This window comes from Enterobacter sp. 120016 (assembly GCF_018383635.1).
Classification (GTDB): Bacteria; Pseudomonadota; Gammaproteobacteria; order Enterobacterales; family Enterobacteriaceae; genus Enterobacter; species Enterobacter asburiae_D.
The window spans coordinates 14,229-36,810 of the sequence record NZ_JAHAWC010000026.1 but is presented as its reverse complement, the minus strand read 5'-3'; the positions used below and the strand labels follow the sequence as shown (position 1 = coordinate 36,810).

Sequence of the window (22,582 nt, the reverse complement as noted above, 5' to 3'; positions counted from 1 at the left end):
GTGGGGTGACGCTTCCAGCGCCCGGTTTGGAGAGCGCACATTGTAAACCATAGCTCCGCAAGCACAAAAAATTAACGAAATAGCCATAGCTATACAATATAGCCTGTGCTATATCTGTATGTAATGCAGTCACCCTTCACGGATCGAAGGGATCAAAACTCAGGAGGTCTTATGAACGAATTCAAGAGGTGCATGACCGTGTTTACCCACTCTCCTTTTAAAGTGCGCTTAATGCTGTTGAACATGCTGTGCGATATGTTTAACAACAAACCGCATCAGGACGACAAACCTTCCCACTAAGCGGCGTTGCGGTACGCCGCTTCATTTTCCCGTCACAATCTCGCTGTAAACTGGCTCCCAGCCGCCTTATTCCCGATCTTTTTTACGGATTTGCAGTCCCCTTCGCAAAACATCTGCTTAGCAACTGTTGATATTATTTAGCGCTCGCACTATCTTCTTGCAGCCCTGCACAATTTGCGGCTCGCTGAAGCGGACCCTCATTCCCTCTCCACGCACTGTCAGGCAGGTTATGACCCTTGACGCCAGGGTGAGCACATGGCGTTTTCATCCATGATAGTGACCTATGAATGTAACCCTGATAGATACCGTTGTGACCCGCAGCCGGGCCTTAAGCCCGTGGACGGGTTTTTACTTTTTGCAGTCATTACTGATTAACTTTGCGCTGGGTTATCCCTTTAGTCTGCTCTACGCGGTGGCGTTCACCTGCGTTCTGCATGTGCTGTGGCGATCCGCACCGCGCGTGCAAAAGGCGTTAATCGGGATCTGTTCGCTGGTTGCTGCACTCTATTTCCCGTTTGGTCAGGCTTACGGCGCGCCAAACTTTAATACCCTGCTGGCGCTGCACTCGACCAATATGGAAGAGTCGACGGAGATCCTGACGATCTTCCCGTGGTACAGCTACGTGGTCGGGCTCTTTATTTTCGCGCTGGGCGTTATCGCCATCCGCCGTCAGTCGGGCGATAAAAAATCCTGGGGTAAGATCGAAATACTCTGTCTGGTGTTCAGCATTGCCGTGGCGTTTGTCGCCCCCATCCAGAATATTCCCTGGGACGGTAAGCTAAGGCTCATCAATATCGGCTATCCGGTTTTCCGCTTCGTGAAAGACGTCGTTGTAAATAATAAAGAGGTTCTCGACGAACAGGCGCGCATGGCTGAGCTTTCCAATATGAAAGACACCTGGAACGTACTGGCCGTTAAGCCGAAATATCACACCTATGTGGTGGTGATTGGCGAAAGTGCACGTCGCGATGCAATGGGAGCCTTCGGCGGACACTGGGATAACACACCGTTTGCCAATTCGGTCAAAGGCACGCTGTTTACCGATTATGTCGCGGCCAGCGGCTCGACGCAGAAATCGCTCGGCCTGACGCTTAACCGCGTCGTCGACGGCAAACCTCAGTATCAGGATAATTTTGTCACCCTGGCAAACCGCGCGGGTTATCAGACCTGGTGGTTCTCCAATCAGGGGCAAATTGGCGAATACGATACGGCCATCGCCAGTATCGCCAAACGTGCCGACGAAGTGCAGTTCCTGAAGAACGGCGACTTTGAAGCCGACAAAAACACCAAAGACGAAGCGCTGTTGAAAATGACGGCACAGGTCTTCGCCACGCCGCGCACCCAGCCTCAGCTGATCGTCCTGCACCTGATGGGGTCGCACCCGCAGGCCTGCGATCGGACCGGCGGGAAGTACGCGGAGTTCGTGCAGTCCAAAGAGACGTCTTGCTATCTCTACACCATGACGCAAACCGACGACCTGCTGAGCAAGCTGTACGATCAGCTACGCAATACGGGCGACAGCTTCTCCATGGTCTATTTCTCGGATCACGGGCTGGCGTTTAAAGAGCGTGGTAAAGAGGTGCAGTACCTGGCACACGATGACAAGTTCCAGCAGAACTTCCAGGTGCCGTTTATGGTGCTGTCGAGTGATGATAAAACGCATCGCGTTATTAAAGCGCGTCGTTCGGCAAATGATTTCCTGCAGTTCTTCTCGCAGTGGACGGGGATTAAGGCCGAGCAGATAAAAACGGCTTACCCGTTTGTCTCTAACAAGAAAGCTCCCCCAGTGTACGTTACCAACTTCAAGTTACAGAAAGTTGACTACAACCATCTGGGTACGGATATTTTTGATATTAAGAGTAAGTAATTGCCGTCTCGTGCGGACTGATGCCCTCACCCTAGCCCTCTCCCACGGGGAGAGGGAACAAACACTAAAAACGGCAACCTGGGGTTGCCGTTTTGCTTTTACCTTCAAAAAAAAATCCGCCACATTGGGCGGATTTTTTATTTAATCACCGGAGTGATTAGAAGCGGTAACCTACGCCCGCGATCCAGGTGCCAACGTCAACGTTGCGGATACGGCTCTGCTCATAGGAGAAGTCCAGAGCAACGTCCTGGATTGGGTTGAACTGCAGGCCTGCGCCATAGGAGAAACCGTAGTCGCTGTTGCTTGCAGTGCGGCTTTCGCTCTGGTTTTCAGTCTGCTGGAATTTACCGTAGCCAACACCTACAACACCGTAGATGCTCGCCCAGTCATTCAGACGGTAAGCTGGACCAGCGGTGATGCCGTAGTACTGGCCTTTGTTGTATGCGCCGTTTTCAGAACGATCTTTCTCGGTGTAGGTGAAAGAACCGATCACGCCCAGTGGGTTGTTATCCTGCTCGTAGCGATACTTCAGGTTGAAACCGTTAGCTTTGTTCATCACGCCCTGATAGTCGCTCTGAGCGTAACCACCAGTAACAGTAGAAGTAGCAGCTACAGCGGTACCTGCGGAAACAGCCAGTACAGCGGCCAGTGCTGAAAGACATGCAATTTTTTTCATAACCACCTCAAATGTGCTTCAAGTAAGTCCGTAAGTTTTAAATATATCAAAAAAATTTGCGAAACTCTTTGTGATTCGTGATGTCTAATGAAACCTTTCCTGTAACAGAACGTTTCCAGCGTCAGCTATCTCTTTCAAATCACATGCAATTTTCACTACTAAATGCGCATAGTGCGCGTACGCGCCGTTACATTCATCCAGATTATTCCTAATCTATCAGGCGATAAATCCACCAGCGCTTAACCATTTTACGGATTTCACGAGGTTTTTTTTCAACAGCGCCTCAACCGTTGCCGCTTATTTCCTTTACACTGCAACCATTACCTCATTTGACATAAGCTGACAGGAGAAAGGATGCCTGGGTTATCCCGCACGTCGTCGGTCTGGTTGCCGGTCGCAGTCATACTCATTGCCATGTTGTCCATTCAAAGCGGTGCTTCGCTTGCAAAATCACTTTTTCCGCTGGTAGGCGCGCCTGGGGTCACCGCCCTGCGTATCGTGCTGGGCACGGCGATACTGGTGGTCATTTTCAAACCCTGGCGTCTGCGCTTCAAAAAGGAGCAGCGTTTACCCCTGCTGTTTTATGGACTCTCCCTGGGGGCAATGAACTATCTGTTCTACCTCTCTATTCAGACGATACCGCTGGGGATCGCCGTCGCGCTGGAGTTTACCGGCCCGCTGGCGGTGGCGCTTTTCTCCTCGCGACGTGCGGTCGATTTTATCTGGGTCGTGTTAGCCGTGCTGGGATTATGGTTCCTGCTTCCCCTGGGCCAGAGTGTCGCTGAGATTGATCTGACGGGCGCAGCCCTGGCGCTGGGTGCAGGCGCCTGCTGGGCCGTCTATATACTCACGGGCCAGCGTGCGGGAGAAGAGCACGGTCCGGCGACCGTCGCGTTGGGGTCACTGATCGCTGCCATCGTCTTTGTGCCCATCGGCATGGCGCAGGCTACAGAATCTATCTGGCAATGGTCCGTCATGCCCATCGGGCTGGCGGTCGCGATTCTCTCTACCGCACTCCCCTACTCTCTGGAGATGATTGCCCTTACGCGTCTGCCGACACGCATATTTGGCACCCTGATGAGCATGGAGCCTGCGCTAGCCGCCATTTCCGGGATGGTGTTTCTCGGCGAAACCCTCACATTGACCCAGACGCTGGCGCTCTGCTCGATTATCGCGGCATCAATGGGCTCGACGCTCACCATGCGCCCTGAACCTAAAGTTGAGAAAGTGGATATCAGCTAAGGCCATATATTCTGCATGGCTTCCACGCCATGCAGAATAAAGGCCAGAAAGACAAACGTTATAATTTTTTACATACTTTGCGCTATTTTCGAAATATCCCTCTGCGTTTACGTCCCCCTCGAGCAATTAAGATTGATCTGTATCAATTTAAAAAATATTTATCAATTTCAATAGTTTAAATTCTCAACACCCTTCTCGCTATTAAACCGATAGGCACAGCCAAACCGCAGACAAAAAATCCGGTGCTATACTTAGTTCCGTAATTACCTGGGACATAAACATCAAGAGGATATGAGATTATGAGTACCGCTAAACTGGTGAAAACGAAAGCGTCTAATCTGCTTTATACCCGTAACGATGTATCGGATAGCGACAAAAAAGCGACCATTGAGTTGCTGAATCGCCAGGTGATCCAGTTCATCGATCTTTCGCTGATCACCAAACAGGCCCACTGGAATATGCGCGGTGCAAACTTTATTGCCGTTCATGAAATGCTGGATGGCTTCCGCACAGCACTGGTTACCCACCTCGATACGATGGCTGAACGTGCCGTTCAGCTAGGCGGCGTGGCGCTGGGTACCACGCAGGTGATCAACAGCAAAACGCCGCTGAAGAGTTATCCGCTGGATATCCATACCGTTCAGGATCACCTGAAAGAGCTGGCGGACCGCTACGCGATTGTGGCCAATGACGTGCGCAAAGCGATTGGCGAAGCCAAAGACGAAGATACCGCAGACATTTTCACCGCCGCATCCCGCGACCTGGATCAGTTCCTGTGGTTTATCGAATCTAACATCGAGTAATTCATACGAATTTGCTATCAAACCCTCGCCCTCCGGTGAGGGTTTTGCACATCTATGGTGCACAGTTTTTGTCTGCACACCTGCAAAAGTGAACGAAATGTAATAATCACTTCACACAACCGTTAACGGAAGATTGTTTTTTCGTCAGAATTTACGCTAAATATCTCCCCGTCAGTTGAGCCAAACGAAGCGCACCAAAACAGTGCTTCACTTTGGTGCAATAAAAGCTCATTGCCCCATTTATTGTGCAATGCATGACATCATCCCCTTTGCAAAACAACAGCTTGTAAAGTTGGCACGATTTTTTCATTGTGCCACCTGTTCTCGCAGGGGATCGCCCCGTGGATATAAAAGGAAATGCTATGAAGTCTGTATTAAAAGTTTCACTGGCTGCACTTACCCTGGCTTTTGCAGTGTCCTCTCAGGCTGCCGACAAACTGGTTGTGGCGACCGACACGGCGTTCGTTCCGTTTGAATTCAAACAGGGTGATAAATACGTTGGTTTTGATGTGGATCTGTGGGCCGCTGTCGCAAAAGAACTCAAGCTGGATTACACCCTGAAGCCGATGGACTTCAGCGGCATCATCCCGGCACTGCAAACCAAGAACGTTGATCTGGCGCTGGCAGGCATCACCATTACCGATGAACGTAAAAAAGCGATCGACTTCTCTGACGGCTACTACAAAAGCGGCCTGCTGGTCATGGTCAAAGCCGATAATAACGACGTAAAAAGCGTGAAAGATCTCGACGGCAAAGTGGTGGCAGTGAAGAGCGGCACCGGTTCTGTTGATTACGCGAAAGCAAATATCAAAACCAAAGACCTGCGTCAGTTCCCGAACATCGACAACGCGTACATGGAACTCGGCACCAACCGTGCTGACGCTGTTCTGCACGACACCCCTAACATCCTGTACTTCATCAAAACAGCCGGTAACGGCAAGTTCAAAGCCGTTGGCGAGTCTCTGGAAGCACAGCAGTACGGTATCGCGTTCCCGAAAGGCAGCGACGACCTGCGCACGAAAGTTAACGGCGCGCTGAAAACGCTGAAAGAGAACGGCACCTATAACGAAATCTACAAAAAATGGTTCGGTACCGAGCCTAAATAATAAGACGTAAAAATGACGTTCACTCGGGGGCGACCTTTCGCCCCTGCTATTTTTGAAACACGGTAACAGTAACAGGAAATTATCATGCAGTTTGACTGGAGCGCCATCTGGCCTGCCATTCCACTCTTGCTTGAAGGCGCTAAAATGACCCTGTGGATTTCGGTCCTGGGTCTGGTTGGTGGGTTGATTATCGGTCTTGTCGCCGGTTTCGCTCGCACCTACGGCGGCTGGATTGCAAACCACATCGCACTGGTTTTCATCGAAGTGATCCGCGGCACCCCTATTGTCGTGCAGGTCATGTTCATCTACTTCGCCCTGCCAATGGCATTCAATGACCTGCGCATCGACCCGTTCAGCGCAGCCGTCGTCACCATTATGATCAACTCAGGCGCCTATATTGCGGAAATCACCCGCGGTGCGGTGCTGTCGATTCATAAAGGTTTCAGTGAAGCCGGTCTGGCGTTAGGTCTTTCTCGTCGCGAAACGATCCGCCACGTTATTCTGCCGCTGGCGCTGCGCCGCATGCTGCCGCCGCTCGGTAACCAGTGGATCATCAGCATTAAAGATACGTCGCTGTTCATTGTTATCGGCGTGGCCGAGCTGACCCGTCAGGGTCAGGAGATCATTGCTGGCAACTTCCGCGCGCTGGAAATCTGGAGTGCGGTAGCCGTTGTCTACCTGATCATTACTCTGGTTCTGAGCTTCGTTCTGCGTCGTCTTGAAAGAAGGATGAAAATCCTGTGATTGAATTTAAAAACGTTTCCAAGCACTTTGGCCCAACCCAGGTGCTGCACAATATTGATCTGAACATTAAACAGGGTGAAGTAGTGGTCATTATTGGGCCATCCGGCTCCGGTAAATCCACCCTGCTGCGCTGCATCAACAAGCTGGAAGAGATCACCAGCGGCGATCTGATCGTCGACGGCCTGAAGGTGAACGACCCGAAAGTGGATGACCGTCTGATTCGCCAGGAAGCGGGCATGGTGTTCCAGCAGTTCTACCTGTTCCCGCACCTGACGGCGCTGGAAAACGTGATGTTTGGCCCACTGCGCGTGCGCGGTGCCAGCAAAGCGGCGGCGGAAGCGCTGGCAAAAGATCTGCTGGCAAAAGTCGGCCTGGCAGAACGTGCGCACCACTACCCTTCCGAGCTGTCCGGTGGTCAACAGCAGCGTGTGGCGATTGCCCGCGCCCTGGCGGTCAAGCCGAAAATGATGCTGTTTGATGAGCCTACGTCCGCACTCGACCCGGAGCTGCGTCACGAGGTGCTGAAAGTCATGCAGGATCTGGCAGAAGAAGGGATGACGATGGTGATCGTGACCCACGAAATCGGCTTTGCTGAGAAAGTGGCGTCCCGCCTGATTTTTATTGATAAAGGCCGCATCGCGGAAGACGGTAACCCACAGGAGCTGATCGCGAACCCGCCGAGCCAGCGTTTGCAGGAGTTCCTGCAGCACGTATCCTGATCGTTAGCTTCACACGTAAGCCGGGCATGCCCGGCTTTTTTACGCCAGATTGTTCTCAAAAATCCCCCTCCTCGCCTCGACCTCTATACTTATCATTTTGTTCGACATTTTCACCGGAGGACGCCGTGCCGTGGATCCTGTTGCTGTTGATTAGCCTGTTTAGTGCGCCATCGTTCGCCGTCGCGATCCCCGGTGTGACCACCGGAACAACCGCCAGCCAGCAAAGTACGCCGCCTCCGGAGCCGGATGTTGAACAAAAAAAAGCGGCCTACAGCGCGCTTGCTGACGTCCTCGAGAACGACACCTCCCGACAGGAACTCATTGGTCAGCTGCGGAAAGTGGCCGCCACACCGCCGCAGGCGTCGGTGCCAACCCTCACACCTCCACAAGTGGAGGAGCAAAAAACGGTGCTGGAAAACGTCACCGACGTGAGCCGCCACTACGGGGAAGCCCTCTCCTCGCGTTTCGCTCAGCTTTACCGCAACCTGATTGGCTCACCGCATAAGGCATTTAATCCGCAAACGTTCACCGCCGCCGCCACGCAGTTCCTGATGCTGGCGGGTGCGGTATTCCTTTTTTACTGGCTGGTGCGCCTGTGCGCGTGGCCGCTGTACCGCAAAATGGGGCAATGGGGACGCAGGAAGAATCAGCAGAAAAGCAGCTGGCTGCACCTGCCGTTGATGATAGCCTCAGCGTTTATCATCGATTTACTGCTGCTGGCGTTGACGCTGTTTTTAGGCCAGATGCTGGCCGACAGGCTGAATGCAGGCAATAAAACCATCGCCTTCCAGCAATCGCTTTTCCTGAACGCCTTTGCCCTGATTGAGTTCTTCAAGGCGCTGCTGCGGTTACTCTTTTGTCCGCACGTGCCGGAGCTGCGTCCTTTCTCCATTCGGGATGCGAGTGCAAAGTACTGGGCGCTGCGCCTGAGCGTGCTCAGCGGGCTGATTGGCTACGGTCTGCTGGTTGCCGTGCCGATCATCTCCAACCAGGTGAACGTCCAGTTTGGCGCGCTGGCAAACGTGCTGATCATGATCTGCATTACCGTCTGGTCGCTGTACCTTATCTTCCACAATAAAAAAATCATTACCCAAAGCCTGCTGAATCTGGCCGATCGCTCCCTCTCGTTCTTTAGCCTCTTTATTCGTGCGTTCGCCCTGGTGTGGCACTGGCTGGCAAGCGCTTACTTCATCGTACTGTGCTTCTTCTCGCTGTTTGACCCGGGCAATAGCCTGAAATTTATGATGGGGGCGACGTTCAAAAGCCTGGCCATTATCGGCATCGCGGCCTTTGTGTCGGGGCTGCTGTCGCGCTGGATCTCGAAAACCATCACCCTGTCGCCGCAGGTCCAGCGTAGTTACCCGGAACTGCAAAAGCGGGTAAACGGCTGGATGTCGGTATCGCTCAAAGTGGCGCGCATTCTTACCGTCTGCGTGGCGATTATGCTGCTCCTGAATGCGTGGAGCCTGTTTGATTTCTGGAACTGGCTGCACAACGGTGCGGGTGAAAAAACGGTCGATATCCTGATTCGCATCGCGCTGATTTTGTTCTTCTCCGCCGTCGGCTGGACGCTGCTGGCGAGCCTTATTGAGAACCGTCTGGTCTCGGATATTCACGGCAGGCCCCTGCCCAGCGCGCGGGCAAGAACGCTGTTAACGCTGTTCCGCAACGCGCTGGCGGTGATTATCAGCACCATCACCATCATGATCGTGCTGTCGGAAATCGGCGTGAATATCGCCCCGCTGCTGGCGGGTGCCGGTGCCCTGGGGCTGGCCATCTCCTTTGGTTCGCAAACGCTGGTGAAGGATATTATTACCGGCATCTTTATCCAGTTTGAGAACGGGATGAACACGGGCGATCTGGTGACCATCGGGCCGTTAACCGGCACCGTGGAGAGGATGTCCATCCGTTCGGTTGGCGTGCGCCAGGACACCGGGGCGTACCACATCATTCCCTGGTCTTCGATCACCACCTTCGCCAACTTTGTGCGCGGCATTGGTTCCGTTGTGGCGAACTACGATGTGGATCGCCACGAGGATGCTGACAAAGCGAAGCAGGCGCTGCGCGATGCGGTAGAAGAACTGATGGAGATGGAGGATATTCGCGGGCTGGTGATCGGAGAGCCATCATTTGCCGGCATCGTCGGGCTGACGAACACGGCGTTTACCCTGCGCGTGTCGTTCACCACCCAGCCGCTGAAGCAGTGGACGGTGCGCTTTGCGCTCGACGGCATGGTGAAGAAACACTTTGATCTGGCGAACGTGCGGATGCCCGTGCAGACCTATCAGGTATTGCCGCCGCCCGCATCGCCGCTCCCTCCGCAGGAGCCGACGCTGTAACCTGGTTGCCGGGTGGCGGCTTCGCCTTACCCGGCCTACGACGGAGTGCTATTTGCGACGTTTGTGATTGTCCATGAACGTCCAAGCGATAAAGCGGCTCTGTTTCTGGCCCTGCGCCATCTCTTTTTTCACCACTTTTACGGCGCCCGCTTCGGTCAGCGCGCGGTAGAGCGGTGGCAGGTTATCTCCACGGGAAACCAGCGTCGTAAACCACTTCACCTGACGGCCAAACTGTTTGCTTTCCGCAATCATTCGCAGGATAAACGCGACTTCGCCCCCTTCACACCAGAGCTCCTGCTGCTGACCGCCGAAGTTCAGCGCGGCATCCTCGGCCTGGCCCAGGTTACGGCGCTTGCGCTCGCTGCCCGCACGGGCCGATGCCGCCGAATCATGGAACGGCGGATTGCACATCGTGGCGTCATAGCTTTCGTTTTTGTGAATAATGCCGTTGAAGATCGACGCCGCGTCTTTCTGACGGCGCAGGCGAATGGCGCGGCTTAATCCCGGGTTAGCGCTGATAATCGCCTGAGCACTCGCAAAGGCCTCGTCACCGATTTCGCTTCCGGTAAAACGCCACTGATATTCGTGCGCGCCGATCAGCGGGTAAATCAGGTTCGCCCCGGTGCCAATATCCAGAATGGTAGCCTGCTGTGGAACGACACCCTCATTGCCTTCGGCAAGAAGGTCGGCAAGGTGATGAACGTAGTCAGCGCGGCCCGGTACAGGTGGACAGAGAAAGCCTTCCGGAATATCCCAGTGAGCCACACCGTAAAAATGCGCCAGCAGGGCTTTGTTCAGCATTTTAACCGCCTGCGGGTCAGCAAAATTGACCGAGGGTTCACCCGCTGGGGTCTGAACAAGATAGTCCTGCAGCGGCGGGCAGCTCAGGCACAACGCGTTCATGTCGTAGCGGCTGCGGTGGCGATTTCGCGGGTGCAATCCCGGCTTTTGGGCAGTCATGGCATTCTCCTTTAAACAGCGGCGTAAGATACCCTTTGCAGGCCCAACGGTAAATCTTTCTCTGCGACGCTCAAAAACTCGCCATAAATCAAATACCTTTATGTCTATGATCCGTCAGCAAATTGTCAATTTATATCGTTCAAAAAATAAGCAGATCATCATCAAATATTTGCGCTAAGTCACATTCGTCAGGCTTCTAAACTTAAAGGGAATCACCTGTTGTTTCCTCATGAGGATGTGATTATGAAAAAGTACCTGACCCTTGCTGTTATCGCAGCCGCCCTGGCGACCGCGTCCTTCTCTGCCATGGCCGTTCAGTCACTGACCCAGAGTACCGATACTAGCCAGCTACGTCCTGCGGGCACCGTTTCGGTAAGCCGTGCCAGTAACCTTGACGATCTGCAGGCTAAGCTCGCCGAAAAAGCCCGTCAGGAAGGTGCAAAAGGATTCGTGGTGAACTCCGCTGGCGGAGATAACCATATGTACGGCACTGCGACCATTTATAAATAACCTGTCTCTTCCACAAGACTGCATCTGCCCAACGGGTGCAGTTCTCTTCTCCCTTCGCCTTGTTTGTTCATTTTTTAACCCCATAGTAAACGTATGGCCTAAACCGATATCAGGAGGACGCTATGGCTTCCGGCTGGGCAAATGACGACGCTGTTAACGAACAGATCAACAGTACAATTGAAGATGCGGTTGCGCGTGCCCGAGGTGAAATTCCGCGCGGCGAAAGCTTAACGGAATGCGAAGAATGCGGAGAACCTATTCCGGAGGCGCGCCGAAAAGCCATTCCCGGCGTGCGGCTTTGCATCACGTGCCAGCAGCATAAAGATTCAAAAAATGCATCACACTCGGGATATAATCGCAGAGGTTCGAAAGACAGCCAGTTACGTTGACTTTGCTTTACCAAAGCTAACCGAGCCCGCGCGTTCCTTTACGCTCACGGTTTTTAGCCAGACGCGTAGCAAAACGTGCCCTTCATCTCGCTTCTGTAAAGCGCATCCGCAAGAAGTGTAAAGCGGTGCTTTGAATTTATTAATATTCAATAAGTTATTTGTCATTCAATTTTTTTGAGCAACCACGTCAATTCTCTTCGATTTTATCACTCGCGAAAAACCGTGATACTTATCACATCGACGGAACATCGTCCCCTTAACAGAAACACCTGCGAGAGATTAATTATGAAAACCATCAAATATGCTGTAGCTGCTGTTGCCCTGTCCGCTCTGTCTTTCGGCGCTTTCGCCGTAGAGCCTGTCTCTTCTACTCAGGCACAGAACATGAACAAAGTCGGTGTGGTCAGTGCTGATGGCGCCACCACCCTGGACGGTCTGGAAGCCAAACTGGCTGAGAAAGCCGCTGCTGCCGGTGCAAGCGGATACACCATTACCTCCGCTAACGGCAATAACAAGCTGAGCGGTACCGCGGTTATCTACAAATAATCGACTGAATGAATGCTGTACCTCGCCATACCCTCTGGTGAGCTGCTCCACCCTCATTGACCCTGTTGTTGTTACCCTTGCTTGCCCGTCCGCCACTGGACGGGCTTTTTTTTTGTCTAAAACGCCTGCGCCACGCGTTCAAGCCCGGCCTGGACGGATTCCACTTCTCCGGTTGCCAGCAAACAGCAGGCCATCTGCAGCTTGATCGAATGCGGAACAGGAACATTTCCGGCAAGGCACTGCTCAATCCAGTGGGCTGTAGTATGGGGATCTTTTGCCTCAGGCAATATCACACCGGTATTCTCTTCCCCGCGTTCCAGAACGGCGCGCGTACCGGCAGAATCGATCAGCATCACCTGCGGGCAGCGCTGCGGGTTCGCATAAACCTCGCCCTCCGTGCCGTGCATCAGCAACGCCCTTCCGCCAATAGCCTCAAAGAACTGCCCCACGCGCGCCACGTATTCCGGGTGCGAAACGCTGGAGAGACGCAGGGCGGCATCTTCGCCAAACGGCGTGGCCAGTTTCGCCAGCGTGTGCGCGCTGTTGCGCACGCCCATGCGCCAGCGCATATCGAGCTGCTTTTCCAGCGGCGGGCAAAGTGTGCCGACCGGGATATAAACAGGCTGATGACCATCCAGCTTCGCCTGCGCCTGACCGGCATGACGCGTTGGCTCGATGCCCAGCATCCCGAAAATGGTCTCCGTCAGCACGCGGGTGGAATCTTCACTTACGCCGTGCACCACCACCGGGAACCCCAGCTTGTGTAATAAGATAGCGAGCAGCGGGGTTAAATTTGCCTGCTTGCGCGCGCCGTTGTAGCTCGGGATGACGATCGGCATCGGCTTTGCCACGGGCGGCGTTAAGCGCAGCGTTTGCGCCTGCATGGCTTCATAGAACCCGCGCATCTCCGCCTCACCTTCCCCTTTGATACGCAGCGCGATCAGAATGCCCCCCATCTCCAGGTCGGGGACGTCGCCCTCAAGCATGCGGGTATAAAGCGCACGCGCGGTTTCATGGTCCAGATCGCGGGCATGATTTTTCCCGCGCCCTACCTCTTTGATAATTTTGCGATAATCCACGACTTCTCTCCTGACAGCATCATCTTGTTAACAATATAGCCCTGATGATTGCCTGGCCGTTAGTGTTTTATCCCCGAACCCAACACGCTGTTTTAATGAAAAAAAATAAACACAAGCAATTTTTCAATTATTTGTGATTTCTATAGAAGATTCTTAGCCATACATTTTTTGATTAAATAGCCACCGGAAAGTCATTAAAGGTCAACGGTGAAAACGTCCAGGCAACGTTCGCACCCGCAACATACCAGGATTCACTATGAACAAGGTTGCTTTAGGTTTATTCATCGCCGCAGCGGTGGGGTGTTCTGCATCCGCATTTGCGGCAACAAACGGCGAAGGTCAGATCAACTTCACCGGGGAAATTATTGATTCAGCGTGTCAGGTGGTTAATGGGTTAAGTAATCCGTTAAACGTTCAGTTAGGCAAAGTCTCTAAAACGGTATTTACCGGCGCAGGCTCCACCAGCACGTTAACGAAGTTCGATATTCAGTTAAAAGACTGTCCGGAAACCGTTACCTCCGCCGCGATTAACTTCGGCGGAACGCCGGATGCGAATAACAACGCTACGCTGGCATTAACGCCGGACGTGGATGCGGCAACGGGTGTAGCTATTCAGCTGGTTGACGCGTCCGAGCAGCCGGTGAGTCTGTACACCCCTTCTCAGCAATATCCGTTAGCCTCCGGTACGGCGGTTAACGACCTGATATTCGGTGCCCGCTATATTCAAACCGGGGCCGCGATTACCGCAGGTCCGGCTAACTCCGTTTCGACCTTCACCGTTATCTATAACTGATATTATCAATCCTGAGATATTAACGCGTTTATACGCGTTAATATCTCTTCTATTATTGAGAAATATTTATGCGCCACGCTTATTTACTGAGCACGCTTTTACTGGCGGCCGCCACTGCACACGCAGGTGTCATTATTAATGGCACACGTCTGGTCTACCAGGGGGATAAAAAGGAATCGTCTCTTGGTCTTTCAAACCCGGATACAACGGATTATCTGGTACAGTCCTGGGTCGACTCTGGCGGTAAAAACCTGGCCAAAGCCCCTTTCCTGATCACCCCCCCGCTTTTTCGCCTGGATGCGAAAGAGGATAACGTTCTGCGCGTGGTGCGCACCGGCGGTAATTTACCGGAAGACCGTGAATCCTTGTACTGGCTGAATATCAAAGCCATCCCTTCGTCTAAGCACGTTGACGGGATGAATACCCTGCAAATAGCCATTAATACGCGTATTAAATTGTTGTATCGCCCATCGGCGGTGAAAGACAAACCGGAAGATGTCGCCAATAAACTTGAGTGGCATCGCGAGGGTAACGATCTGGTCGTTAATAACCCGACGCCTTTCTATATGAATTTCCAGAAGGTGACGCTGAACGGCCAGAAAGTGGATAAAGCCACCTGGGCAATTCCGAAAACGGAAACGCATTTTGCCTTACCGCGCAACGCCAGCGGTTCCACTGTGGCGTATTCCATTATTACGGATTACGGCAGCATCAGCCAGACCTGGTCGAAATCAGTCCACTAATATCACACACAGATAATTACGATAATCATGTACAGCCATAAAAAGCCGTTCACCTGCCGAATTTCATCCCTGCTGGTCATTCTCTGTGGCCTGGCAATGATGTTTTTTGCGCAGCAGGCTATGGCTGATGATTATTTTAACCCGGCGCTGCTGGATATTGATAATCCGCAGCAGGGTAAGACCGATCTGTCGGTTTACGAAAAAGGGCCTGGGCAGGCACCGGGTAAATATCAGGTCGCTATCTTTATTAACAATAATAAAATTGATACCCGCGACGTCACGTTCACATTGCAAAAAGATTCACACGGCAGCAGTTCACTTCAGCCCTGCTTCAGCCTGAGCGATTTAAAAAGCCTTGGGATCAAAACTCGAAAATATCCGGCGCTGATGGCAAAAGGCCAGTGCGCTGATTTAACCGCCATCCCGGCAGCCTCCGCGTCGTTTCACGTTCGCAATCAGCAGCTGCTGCTCAGTATTCCACAGCTGGCCCTGGGCCAGGTTCCACGCGGCTATATCGACCCGAAAGAATTCGACGAGGGGATCACCGCAGGCATTCTCAACTACAGCGCGACCGCCAGCCAGAGCCATGCGCGTCAGCCGGGCGAGGAGGATAACAGCAGCCAGTACGTTAACCTGCGTCCCGGTTTTAACGTCGGTGCCTGGCGCGTACGCAACTACTCCACGTGGAATCGCAGCACCCAGGGCAAGGAAGAGCAGCAAAAATTCTCCTCCGTTTATACCTACGCCCAGCGCGATATCGTGGCGATGAAGAGCGATCTCACCGTTGGGCAAAGCTCTTCGCCTTCTGATGTTTTTGACAGCGTGCCCTACACCGGCGTGGAGCTTAAATCCGACAGCGACATGCTGCCGGACAGCGAGAAAGGCTATGCGCCGATCATTCGCGGCACCGCACACAGCAACGCGCTGGTGATGGTTCGCCAGAACGGCTACGTCATTTATCAGAACACGGTCGCCCCCGGCGCGTTTGAAATTAACGATCTCTACCCTACCGGCAGCAGCGGCGATCTGCAGGTCACCGTGAAAGAGACCGACGGCAGCGAAAGCCATTTCGTGGTGCCGTATGCCTCCGTGCCGGTACTGCAGCGTGAAAAAAACCTGCGCTACAGCGTGACCGCCGGGCGGTACCGTTCTTACGACAAAGACGTCGAGAAGACGCCGTTTGCCCAGGGCAGCGCGATCTACGGCCTGCCCTATGGTTTCACCGCCTACGGCGGCGTTCAGCAGAGCAGCCACTATCAGTCCCAGGCGCTCGGCGCCGGGAAAAACATGGGCGATCTCGGGGCGTTCTCCATCGACGTCACCCGCGCGAAAGCCCTGCTGAAAAAGCAGCAGTCCAGCAAGGGCCAGTCCTGGCGCGTGCGCTACAGCAAAGATTTTGCCGGTTCAGGCACCAACTTCTCGCTCGCGGGCTATCGCTACAACAGCAAAGGGTTTTACACCCTGGAAGACACCATGGAGTCATATACCCGCTCTGACGACTGGTCTGCCCCCCAGCAGCGCCGCGCCCGAGCCGAGGCCACCGTCGACCAGACGCTGCCTGAAGGCTGGGGATCCGTCACCCTGAGCATGGTGAAAGAGACTTACTGGAGCCAGAACCAGGACATGACCTCCATGAGCGTCAGCTACAACAACAGCTGGCACGGGGTGAGCTACAGCCTGAGCTACAGCATGAACAAAAACACCAACGACAGCGATGAAGACGGTAATCAAGTGACGAACGACAACCAGTTCTCGCTGAGCGTCTCCGTTCCGCTGGATCGCTGGATGCATAACACCTGGGCCACCTACAACCTGAACAATACCAAAGACGGCACCACGCAGAATATCGGCCTGAACGGCACGGCGCTGAAGGAAGACAAGCTGAACTGGAATATCCAGGAGGGGCTGAGCAGCACCAGCAGCGGTAACTCGACCAGCATGAACGCCGACTACAAAGGCACCTACGGCGAAGTGAGCGGCGGCGTCAGCCAGGACAAATATCAGCAAACCCTGAATGTCGGGCTGCAGGGCGGCGTGGTTGCCCACGCGAACGGCATCACCCTGAGCCAGCCGCTGGGGGAAACCATCGCGCTGGTGAAAGCACCCGGCACGCACGGAACGCATATTGCTAACCAGACGGGCGTGGAGACCGATTTCCGCGGCTATACCGTCGTGCCGTTTGTTACCGCGTATCGCCACAACACGATTGCGCTGGATACCGAAACGCTGCCGGACAACGCCGACGTGACGCACGCGGCGCAGGTGGTGACCCCAACGCGCGGCGCCGTGGTGCGCGCCAGCTTTAGCACCCGCGTGGGCAGTCGCGTGCTGATGACGCTCACCCGCAACGGTAAACCGCTGCCCTTCGGCGCAACGGTGACCACGGACGATAAGGACAGCGAGTTTATTGTCGGTAACGACGGGCAGACCTACCTCTCAGGTTTGCCACAGCAAGGGCATCTTGCCGTCTCCTGGGGACAGGATGCGAGCGAGCACTGCGTCGCTGACTATGCGCTAACGGATGAGAAAGAGAAAACCAGCATCATTAACGCTGCCGCGCAGTGTCACTGATCCACCGTTCAGGCGAAACATTATGCAAATGATTAAACAGTGCTTTTTCTTACTGGTTCTCGGAACCGCCGCGTTATTTATGCCGCATGCCAAAGCGACCTGCACCTCGCCGGATATGCCGAAAATGATTAACGTGGCCTCGATCTCCGTCCCGACAACGCTTGCCGTTGGTGAGACCATCCCCGGGACGGAGCAAACCGTTCACGTTGCCGGTAATTGCGATCAAAGCGCCGACAAAGGTCTTGAGATTGTCTCTTGCTATTACGGTTCGGGAGCGGAAATTCCGGGGCTGAAGGGCGTATACGATTCTGGCGTGCCGGGTATTGGCGTGGCGTTGATGAATGAAGAAGGTCAACGTATTAGCGGCGCTGGCGGAGTGCAGTGCGATTCGCGCGGAACGCCGATTGGCTACGTCTCTTCCGACGGGTCACAGTCGTTTAGCTTTCAGGTCACGCTTGAGCTGGTCAAAACGAGCGATACCGTGTCATCCGGCACGCTGGTACAAGCCCAGACCCGGTTCGGTATTGGCGTTTTTGACCATGAAGGGATTGGCAATCCAAACGATATTGCGTATTCCGGCAACGTCATTCTTCATCAGGTCACCTGCTCCGTCCTGCCAAGAAATCTGACGGTTGATCTGGGCGATTTCCCGGTCAGTACGTTTGTGAGCGTGGGAGCACTCTCTTCTCCGGCGCAAAATTTTGACGTCACGGTGAATTGTGACACCACCGTGCAGCCCGAGGTAAAAGTGACAAGCTCAAACGGATATGAAACGGCGTTCGAAGGCGTGCTGAAACTCACCCAGCAGACCGGCATGGCAACGGGCGTCGGCGTACAAATGGTTTTCGACAACAATATCGCCACGTTCGATACCTACGTAAACACCCAACGCGAAGCGGTGGCCAACGAAACGCTGGTCATTCCGTTCAGCGTTCGCTACGAGCAGATCAGCGATATGGTTACGCCCGGACCGGCCAACACCGTTGCCACCATCACCCTCGCCTATAAGTGACCAATATGAAAAAAATCATTGCTCTCCTGGCGCTTGGGCTCATTGCTCAGGCACGCGCCGACGATATTCAGATTCAGATGACGGGGAATATTTACGCCAACACCTGCGTCATCGACAGCGCCAGCCGCAACCTGACGGTGGATTTAGGCCAGGCGGTGTCGGGCAATTTTAAAGACGTGGGGGATACCGGGGAGTGGAAAGACTTTTCCCTGTCGGTGTCGCACTGCCCGGCCACGCTGGCGCTTGCCACCGCCTTTTTCTACGGCCAGGCAGACAGCGCGCACCCGACAAAATTCGCCAATACCGGCAGCGCGAAAGGGCTGGCGCTGGAGCTGGCTGACCGTCAGGACAAGATCCTCATTGCCCCACAGGCAGCCTTTAACGTCGCCATTAATCCGAGTGACCACACGGCGACGTTTCCCCTCTCCGCGCGCTATTACGCCACCTCTATGCCCGTCAGTGCCGGGACGTTCAGCAGCGTGATTCAGGTGACCTTCACTTACCAGTAGGACCGCGCCCCTTAGCACGGATGCTTTTCTTACGCCCGGCGGCCAGTTTTGCCGGGCGTTTTTTTACCTCCGGCACCTCCGGCTGTTCGATCGGGAAAATCGGCAGGGCGTTCAGGAGCCGCTGGCCGTAATTTTTGGTGAGCAGACGTTTGTCATAAATCACCACCTCTCCCCAGCAGCCGTGGCTACGAATCAGACGCCCGACCTGCTGAATCAGGTTAAACGACGCCGCGGGTAAACTCTGCACCTCAAACGGATAGCGGTTGAGGCTTTTCAGCCACTCCCCTTCGGTGATCACCACCGGGCTGTCGATGGGCGGGAAGGCGATTTTATGGATATGCACCTGCGTCAGGTAGTCCCCTTTTAAATCCAGACCTTCAGCAAACGACTGCAGCCCCACCAGCACGCTGCGCTCGCCGCTATCAATGCGCTTACGGTGGGTTTCCACCAGCCTGTAGCGCGGCTGATCGCCCTGCACCAGCAGGAGTAAACGCAGATCGGTGACGTGCTCCAGGAAACGCTGCATCGCCCGCCCGCTGGCAAACAGCACCAGCATGCCGGGGTACTTTTTACTCTCGACCTGTTCGCGGAAGTAGGCCGCCATCTCCGCAATGTGCTGCTCCTCGTTGTCGATGAGCGGCTCAAACGTCATGCGCGGAATAACCAGCTTGCCCTGCTCGCAGTGGTTAAACGGCGAGTCCAGCGCCACAAAACGGTCGCCCGCTTTCTCTTTGAGCCCGCTCATCTCCTGCAAACGAGAAAAACTGTTCAGGGAGCGCAGCGTGGCAGAGGTGACAACCACGTGCGGCACGCTGCGCCAGATCAGCTTTTCCAGCTGATCGGCCACGCGGATGCCCACGCAGTGGAAAAAGAGATGGACCTGCCCGTCGCGCACGTCGCGGGTCGCCCATTTGGTGACCGGCGCGCCGGACGCCTGCGCCATTGAGGCCAGCCGCCAGAGCTTGCTCTGCGCTTCGAACATCCCCAGCGCGCGGTTCATCTGCAGCAGAATGCGGTGCAGACGCACCACGTCATGCGAGCCGGTTTTCTCGCTCAGGTCGTTTAAGAACATCTCCGCCAGCCCGCGCAGCTTTTCCAGATGCTTCGCCAGCTGCTGGCAGATCTCCATCACCTCTTCCGGTAGCTCTCCCATCGCAAAGCGGTGTTCAGCTTCCTGGGTTGCCGGAAGATAAAGATTCAAAATGTTGTTGAGCGAGGCAATCAGGCCGTAAACCTCTTCGCAGTGGTCGCTCAGCCTCTCGGGCACCGCCAGCGGCGGCGTGGTTTTCGGGCGGAACTGCTCCATGCAGGTCGCTACCAGCTTGCAGAAGAGATCCAGCTGCAGGCGGAACCACGGGGCGGTAATTTCGGCGCTCATCTCCAGCGCGTCCCGCGCCACGTCCGGTAGATGATGGCCTTCATCAAGCACCAGCAGCAGGTTTTTAGGCTCCGGCAGCACCGCTTCGCTCTCAAGCGCGGCCATCACCAGAGCGTGGTTTGCCACAACCACCTCCGCCTCCTGAATTTCGCGTCGGGCGACAAAGAACGGGCACTCGCGGTAGTAGTGACAGTTGCGGTTCAGGCAGCTGGCTTTGTCGGTGCTGAGCCTGCGCCATAGGTCGTCGCTGATGGCCTGGCTGGTGTGATCCCGCAGGCCGTCCCACTTATAGCCGTCGAGCTCGGCTTTGAGTTTTGCACACTGCTCCTGCTCGGCCTTATTGTTTGGCGTTAGCTCGTCATCCAGAAACGCGAGCAGATCCTGTTGATTCGGCTCGCTGCTGGCAAGCGCCGCCAGGTTACGCGGGCACACGTAACGCCCGCGCCCAAAGGCTGCCGTAAACCGCAGGTCGGGGATGATTTTGCGCAGCAGCGGTAAGTCTTTACTGAAGATCTGATCCTGTAGCGCCACGTTGGCGGTGCTGACCACCAGCGTTTTGTCCTCTTCCCGCGCAATCGCGATGCCGGGAATGAGATACGACAAGGTTTTCCCGACGCCGGTCGGCGCTTCAATCGCCAGATGTCGCCCGTCGTCCCCGGCGAGCGTTTTGGCCACGTCAGCAATCATCTGCCGCTGCGGCGCTCGGGGGATAAAGTCGGGGATCTGCTGTTGTAGCGCCTTGTACCATGCGCCAATTTGCGCCTTAAGCGCAGCGGTTAAAGCCATTGGAAAACCTGAAATACTGTATAAACAGCCACTATTGTGGCACTTTCTCTTCGCTCCCGCAAAAAGAAAAGCCCGGCTTTACGACCGGGCTTCCAGATTACTGCGGGTTAGCAGGTTTACGCGGGCGGCGTCGACGCTGCCCTTCCCCTGCCGGTTTCCCTTCGCCGCTGCGCCACGGGCTTTCACCCGCCGGTTTGCTGTCGTTGTTGCGACGCGGCGGTTTGCCGGATGATTTCGGCGCGCCGCCTTCGGCACGACGCGGCTGCTGACCGCGACCGCCGCCGCCCTGACCGCGTCCACCGCCGCCCTGACGACCGTTCTGAATCGGCTCGGCTTTGATTGACGGATCCACTTCGTAACCCGGGGTTTCGATGCGCGGGATCTCTTTCTTCAGCAGACGTTCGATGTCGCGCAGCAGCTTGTGTTCATCCACGCAGACCAGAGAAAGCGCTTCACCGGTTGCCGCCGCGCGGCCGGTACGACCGATACGGTGAACGTAATCTTCCGGCACGTTTGGCAGCTCGTAGTTCACCACGTGCGGCAGCTCTTCAATGTCGAGGCCACGGGCAGCGATGTCGGTCGCCACCAGCACGCGGATGTCGCCGGATTTGAATTCCGCCAGCGCACGGGTACGCGCGCCCTGGCTCTTGTTACCGTGGATCGCCGCGCTGCGGATGCCGTCTTTATTCAGCTGTTCCGCCAGGTGGTTGGCACCGTGCTTGGTGCGGGTAAAGACCAGCACCTGCTGCCAGTTACCCTGACCGATCATCTGGGAGAGCAGTTCCCGCTTGCGCTTTTTATCAACAAAGTGAACGTGCTGCGTCACCTGCTCAGAGGCGGTGTTGCGACGCGCCACTTCCACTTCCAGCGGGTTATGCAGCAGCTTTTCCGCCAGCGCCTTGATCTCGTCGGAGAAGGTCGCGGAGAAGAGCAGGTTCTGACGACGTGCAGGCAGCTTGGCCAGCACGCGACGAATATCGTGGATGAAGCCCATGTCGAGCATGCGGTCGGCTTCGTCCAGCACCAGAATTTCAACCTGGTCCAGCTTAACCGCGTTCTGATGCTCCAGATCCAGCAGGCGACCTGGGGTAGCAACCAAAACGTCAACGCCGCTGCGCAGCTTCATCATCTGCGGGTTGATGCTGACGCCGCCGAAGACCACCAGCGAGCGAATGTTGAGATAGCGGCTGTACTCACGCACGTTCTCACCAATCTGCGCCGCCAGCTCGCGGGTTGGGGTCAGGATCAGGGCACGAACCGGACGACGGCCTTTGGCGTGCGGCTGGTTTTTTACCAGCAGCTCTAACAGCGGCAGCGTAAAGCCCGCGGTTTTACCGGTGCCGGTCTGGGCGCTGGCCATCAGGTCACGGCCCTGCAGGACGGCAGGAATAGCCTGCTGCTGGATTGGGGTTGGCTCAACGTAGCCCTGTTCTGCGATCGCGCGCAGAATTTCCGGGTTCAGGCCAAGGGAATCAAAAGACATAAAAACTCCGAACCGCCCCGACCATCA

General features: G+C 55.0%; 21 protein-coding genes. 16 read left to right on the top strand and 5 right to left on the bottom strand.

Features of this window, described 5'->3' with window-relative positions; all coding sequences use genetic code 11:
• Positions 1–171: 171 nt before the first annotated feature.
• Together mntS and KIF87_RS22120 are read left to right on the top strand one after the other, a co-directional pair.
• Complete coding sequence (mntS, locus tag KIF87_RS22125) at positions 172–300, top strand: manganase accumulation protein MntS (RefSeq protein ID WP_014831181.1); 129 nt, start codon at positions 172–174, stop codon at positions 298–300.
• Between the two features lie 283 nt (positions 301–583).
• Positions 584–2,167, top strand: a complete 1,584-nt coding sequence (locus KIF87_RS22120; protein WP_213330709.1) for a phosphoethanolamine transferase — start codon at positions 584–586, stop codon at positions 2,165–2,167.
• A 157-nt stretch (positions 2,168–2,324) separates the two neighbouring features.
• Here KIF87_RS22120 and ompX read toward each other — a convergent pair whose 3' ends face one another.
• A complete protein-coding gene (ompX, locus tag KIF87_RS22115) occupies positions 2,325–2,843 on the bottom strand; it encodes an outer membrane protein OmpX (RefSeq protein WP_023310884.1) in 519 nt (172 codons plus the stop codon).
• 354 nt (positions 2,844–3,197) lie between these two features.
• Between ompX and rhtA the strand changes: the two genes are divergently transcribed.
• The 6 genes from rhtA (at position 3,198) to ybiO (ending at position 9,796) form a co-directional block, all read left to right on the top strand.
• Complete coding sequence (gene rhtA / locus KIF87_RS22110) at positions 3,198–4,085, top strand: threonine/homoserine exporter RhtA (RefSeq protein WP_121425387.1); 888 nt, start codon at positions 3,198–3,200, stop codon at positions 4,083–4,085.
• Between the two features lie 299 nt (positions 4,086–4,384).
• Positions 4,385–4,888, top strand: a complete 504-nt coding sequence (gene dps, locus KIF87_RS22105; protein ID WP_010428924.1) for a DNA starvation/stationary phase protection protein Dps — start codon at positions 4,385–4,387, stop codon at positions 4,886–4,888.
• 362 nt (positions 4,889–5,250) lie between these two features.
• Positions 5,251–5,994 (top strand): glutamine ABC transporter substrate-binding protein GlnH, encoded by a 744-nt coding sequence (glnH, locus tag KIF87_RS22100; protein WP_023310880.1) that lies wholly within the window; start codon positions 5,251–5,253, stop codon positions 5,992–5,994.
• 84 nt (positions 5,995–6,078) lie between these two features.
• On the top strand, positions 6,079–6,738 hold the full coding sequence (gene glnP / locus KIF87_RS22095; protein WP_010428919.1) for a glutamine ABC transporter permease GlnP: 660 nt from the start codon (positions 6,079–6,081) through the stop codon (positions 6,736–6,738).
• Positions 6,735–7,457 (top strand): glutamine ABC transporter ATP-binding protein GlnQ, encoded by a 723-nt coding sequence (gene glnQ, locus KIF87_RS22090; RefSeq protein ID WP_023310879.1) that lies wholly within the window; start codon positions 6,735–6,737, stop codon positions 7,455–7,457. The genes glnP and glnQ overlap by 4 nt, the downstream gene beginning before the upstream one ends.
• Positions 7,458–7,582: 125 nt before the next feature.
• Positions 7,583–9,796: a mechanosensitive channel protein gene (gene ybiO / locus KIF87_RS22085; protein ID WP_213330707.1), complete on the top strand. Its 2,214-nt coding sequence runs from the start codon at positions 7,583–7,585 to the stop codon at positions 9,794–9,796.
• 48 nt (positions 9,797–9,844) lie between these two features.
• Here ybiO and rlmF read toward each other — a convergent pair whose 3' ends face one another.
• Entirely contained in the window at positions 9,845–10,756 is a 912-nt protein-coding gene (gene rlmF / locus KIF87_RS22080; RefSeq protein WP_047648307.1) for a 23S rRNA (adenine(1618)-N(6))-methyltransferase RlmF, read from the bottom strand.
• Between the two features lie 243 nt (positions 10,757–10,999).
• Here rlmF and mcbA point away from each other — a divergent pair, with 243 nt between their 5' ends.
• From mcbA to ybiJ, 3 genes are all read left to right on the top strand, one after another.
• Positions 11,000–11,266, top strand: a complete 267-nt coding sequence (gene mcbA / locus KIF87_RS22075; RefSeq protein ID WP_032661263.1) for a DUF1471 family periplasmic protein McbA — start codon at positions 11,000–11,002, stop codon at positions 11,264–11,266.
• Positions 11,267–11,388: 122 nt separating this feature from the next.
• On the top strand, positions 11,389–11,655 hold the full coding sequence (locus KIF87_RS22070; RefSeq protein WP_029739810.1) for a DksA/TraR family C4-type zinc finger protein: 267 nt from the start codon (positions 11,389–11,391) through the stop codon (positions 11,653–11,655).
• 285 nt (positions 11,656–11,940) lie between these two features.
• Entirely contained in the window at positions 11,941–12,201 is a 261-nt protein-coding gene (gene ybiJ / locus KIF87_RS22065; protein WP_023310874.1) for a DUF1471 family protein YbiJ, read from the top strand.
• A gap of 116 nt (positions 12,202–12,317) precedes the next feature.
• On the opposite strand, the gene ybiB is transcribed toward ybiJ, so the two are convergent.
• A complete protein-coding gene (gene ybiB, locus KIF87_RS22060) occupies positions 12,318–13,280 on the bottom strand; it encodes a DNA-binding protein YbiB (protein WP_213330705.1) in 963 nt (320 codons plus the stop codon).
• A gap of 256 nt (positions 13,281–13,536) precedes the next feature.
• Between ybiB and KIF87_RS22055 the strand changes: the two genes are divergently transcribed.
• From KIF87_RS22055 to KIF87_RS22035, 5 genes are all read left to right on the top strand, one after another.
• The gene (locus KIF87_RS22055; protein WP_024908718.1) at positions 13,537–14,073 is read left to right on the top strand and encodes a fimbrial protein; all 537 of its coding nucleotides are present in this window, start codon (positions 13,537–13,539) and stop codon (positions 14,071–14,073) included.
• 68 nt (positions 14,074–14,141) lie between these two features.
• Complete coding sequence (locus KIF87_RS22050; RefSeq protein ID WP_213330703.1) at positions 14,142–14,816, top strand: fimbrial biogenesis chaperone; 675 nt, start codon at positions 14,142–14,144, stop codon at positions 14,814–14,816.
• A 27-nt stretch (positions 14,817–14,843) separates the two neighbouring features.
• Complete coding sequence (locus KIF87_RS22045; RefSeq protein WP_213330701.1) at positions 14,844–17,387, top strand: fimbria/pilus outer membrane usher protein; 2,544 nt, start codon at positions 14,844–14,846, stop codon at positions 17,385–17,387.
• Between the two features lie 22 nt (positions 17,388–17,409).
• On the top strand, positions 17,410–18,399 hold the full coding sequence (locus KIF87_RS22040; RefSeq protein ID WP_213330699.1) for a fimbrial protein: 990 nt from the start codon (positions 17,410–17,412) through the stop codon (positions 18,397–18,399).
• Positions 18,400–18,404: 5 nt separating this feature from the next.
• The gene (locus KIF87_RS22035) at positions 18,405–18,908 is read left to right on the top strand and encodes a fimbrial protein (protein ID WP_213330697.1); all 504 of its coding nucleotides are present in this window, start codon (positions 18,405–18,407) and stop codon (positions 18,906–18,908) included.
• On the opposite strand, the gene dinG is transcribed toward KIF87_RS22035, so the two are convergent.
• Entirely contained in the window at positions 18,895–21,072 is a 2,178-nt protein-coding gene (dinG, locus tag KIF87_RS22030) for an ATP-dependent DNA helicase DinG (RefSeq protein ID WP_213330695.1), read from the bottom strand. The genes KIF87_RS22035 and dinG overlap by 14 nt on opposite strands.
• Before the next feature lie 97 nt (positions 21,073–21,169).
• A complete protein-coding gene (rhlE, locus tag KIF87_RS22025) occupies positions 21,170–22,555 on the bottom strand; it encodes an ATP-dependent RNA helicase RhlE (RefSeq protein ID WP_193940187.1) in 1,386 nt (461 codons plus the stop codon).
• Positions 22,556–22,582: the final 27 nt, after the last annotated feature.

Bases quoted from the DNA above. Each gene is read 5' to 3' on its own strand.
- glnP (WP_010428919.1), top strand. From the start codon at position 6,079: ATGCAGTTTGACTGGAGCGCCATCTGGCCTGCCATTCCACTCTTGCTT.
- KIF87_RS22120 (WP_213330709.1), top strand. From the start codon at position 584: ATGAATGTAACCCTGATAGATACCGTTGTGACCCGCAGCCGGGCCTTA.
- KIF87_RS22045 (WP_213330701.1), top strand. From the start codon at position 14,844: ATGTACAGCCATAAAAAGCCGTTCACCTGCCGAATTTCATCCCTGCTG.
- rhtA (WP_121425387.1), top strand. From the start codon at position 3,198: ATGCCTGGGTTATCCCGCACGTCGTCGGTCTGGTTGCCGGTCGCAGTC.
- ompX (WP_023310884.1), bottom strand. From the start codon at position 2,843: ATGAAAAAAATTGCATGTCTTTCAGCACTGGCCGCTGTACTGGCTGTT.
- rhlE (WP_193940187.1), bottom strand. From the start codon at position 22,555: ATGTCTTTTGATTCCCTTGGCCTGAACCCGGAAATTCTGCGCGCGATC.
- mcbA (WP_032661263.1), top strand. From the start codon at position 11,000: ATGAAAAAGTACCTGACCCTTGCTGTTATCGCAGCCGCCCTGGCGACC.
- ybiJ (WP_023310874.1), top strand. From the start codon at position 11,941: ATGAAAACCATCAAATATGCTGTAGCTGCTGTTGCCCTGTCCGCTCTG.
- dps (WP_010428924.1), top strand. From the start codon at position 4,385: ATGAGTACCGCTAAACTGGTGAAAACGAAAGCGTCTAATCTGCTTTAT.
- mntS (WP_014831181.1), top strand. From the start codon at position 172: ATGAACGAATTCAAGAGGTGCATGACCGTGTTTACCCACTCTCCTTTT.
- rlmF (WP_047648307.1), bottom strand. From the start codon at position 10,756: ATGACTGCCCAAAAGCCGGGATTGCACCCGCGAAATCGCCACCGCAGC.
- KIF87_RS22070 (WP_029739810.1), top strand. From the start codon at position 11,389: ATGGCTTCCGGCTGGGCAAATGACGACGCTGTTAACGAACAGATCAAC.
- KIF87_RS22055 (WP_024908718.1), top strand. From the start codon at position 13,537: ATGAACAAGGTTGCTTTAGGTTTATTCATCGCCGCAGCGGTGGGGTGT.
- dinG (WP_213330695.1), bottom strand. From the start codon at position 21,072: ATGGCTTTAACCGCTGCGCTTAAGGCGCAAATTGGCGCATGGTACAAG.
- KIF87_RS22040 (WP_213330699.1), top strand. From the start codon at position 17,410: ATGCAAATGATTAAACAGTGCTTTTTCTTACTGGTTCTCGGAACCGCC.
- KIF87_RS22050 (WP_213330703.1), top strand. From the start codon at position 14,142: ATGCGCCACGCTTATTTACTGAGCACGCTTTTACTGGCGGCCGCCACT.
- glnH (WP_023310880.1), top strand. From the start codon at position 5,251: ATGAAGTCTGTATTAAAAGTTTCACTGGCTGCACTTACCCTGGCTTTT.
- KIF87_RS22035 (WP_213330697.1), top strand. From the start codon at position 18,405: ATGAAAAAAATCATTGCTCTCCTGGCGCTTGGGCTCATTGCTCAGGCA.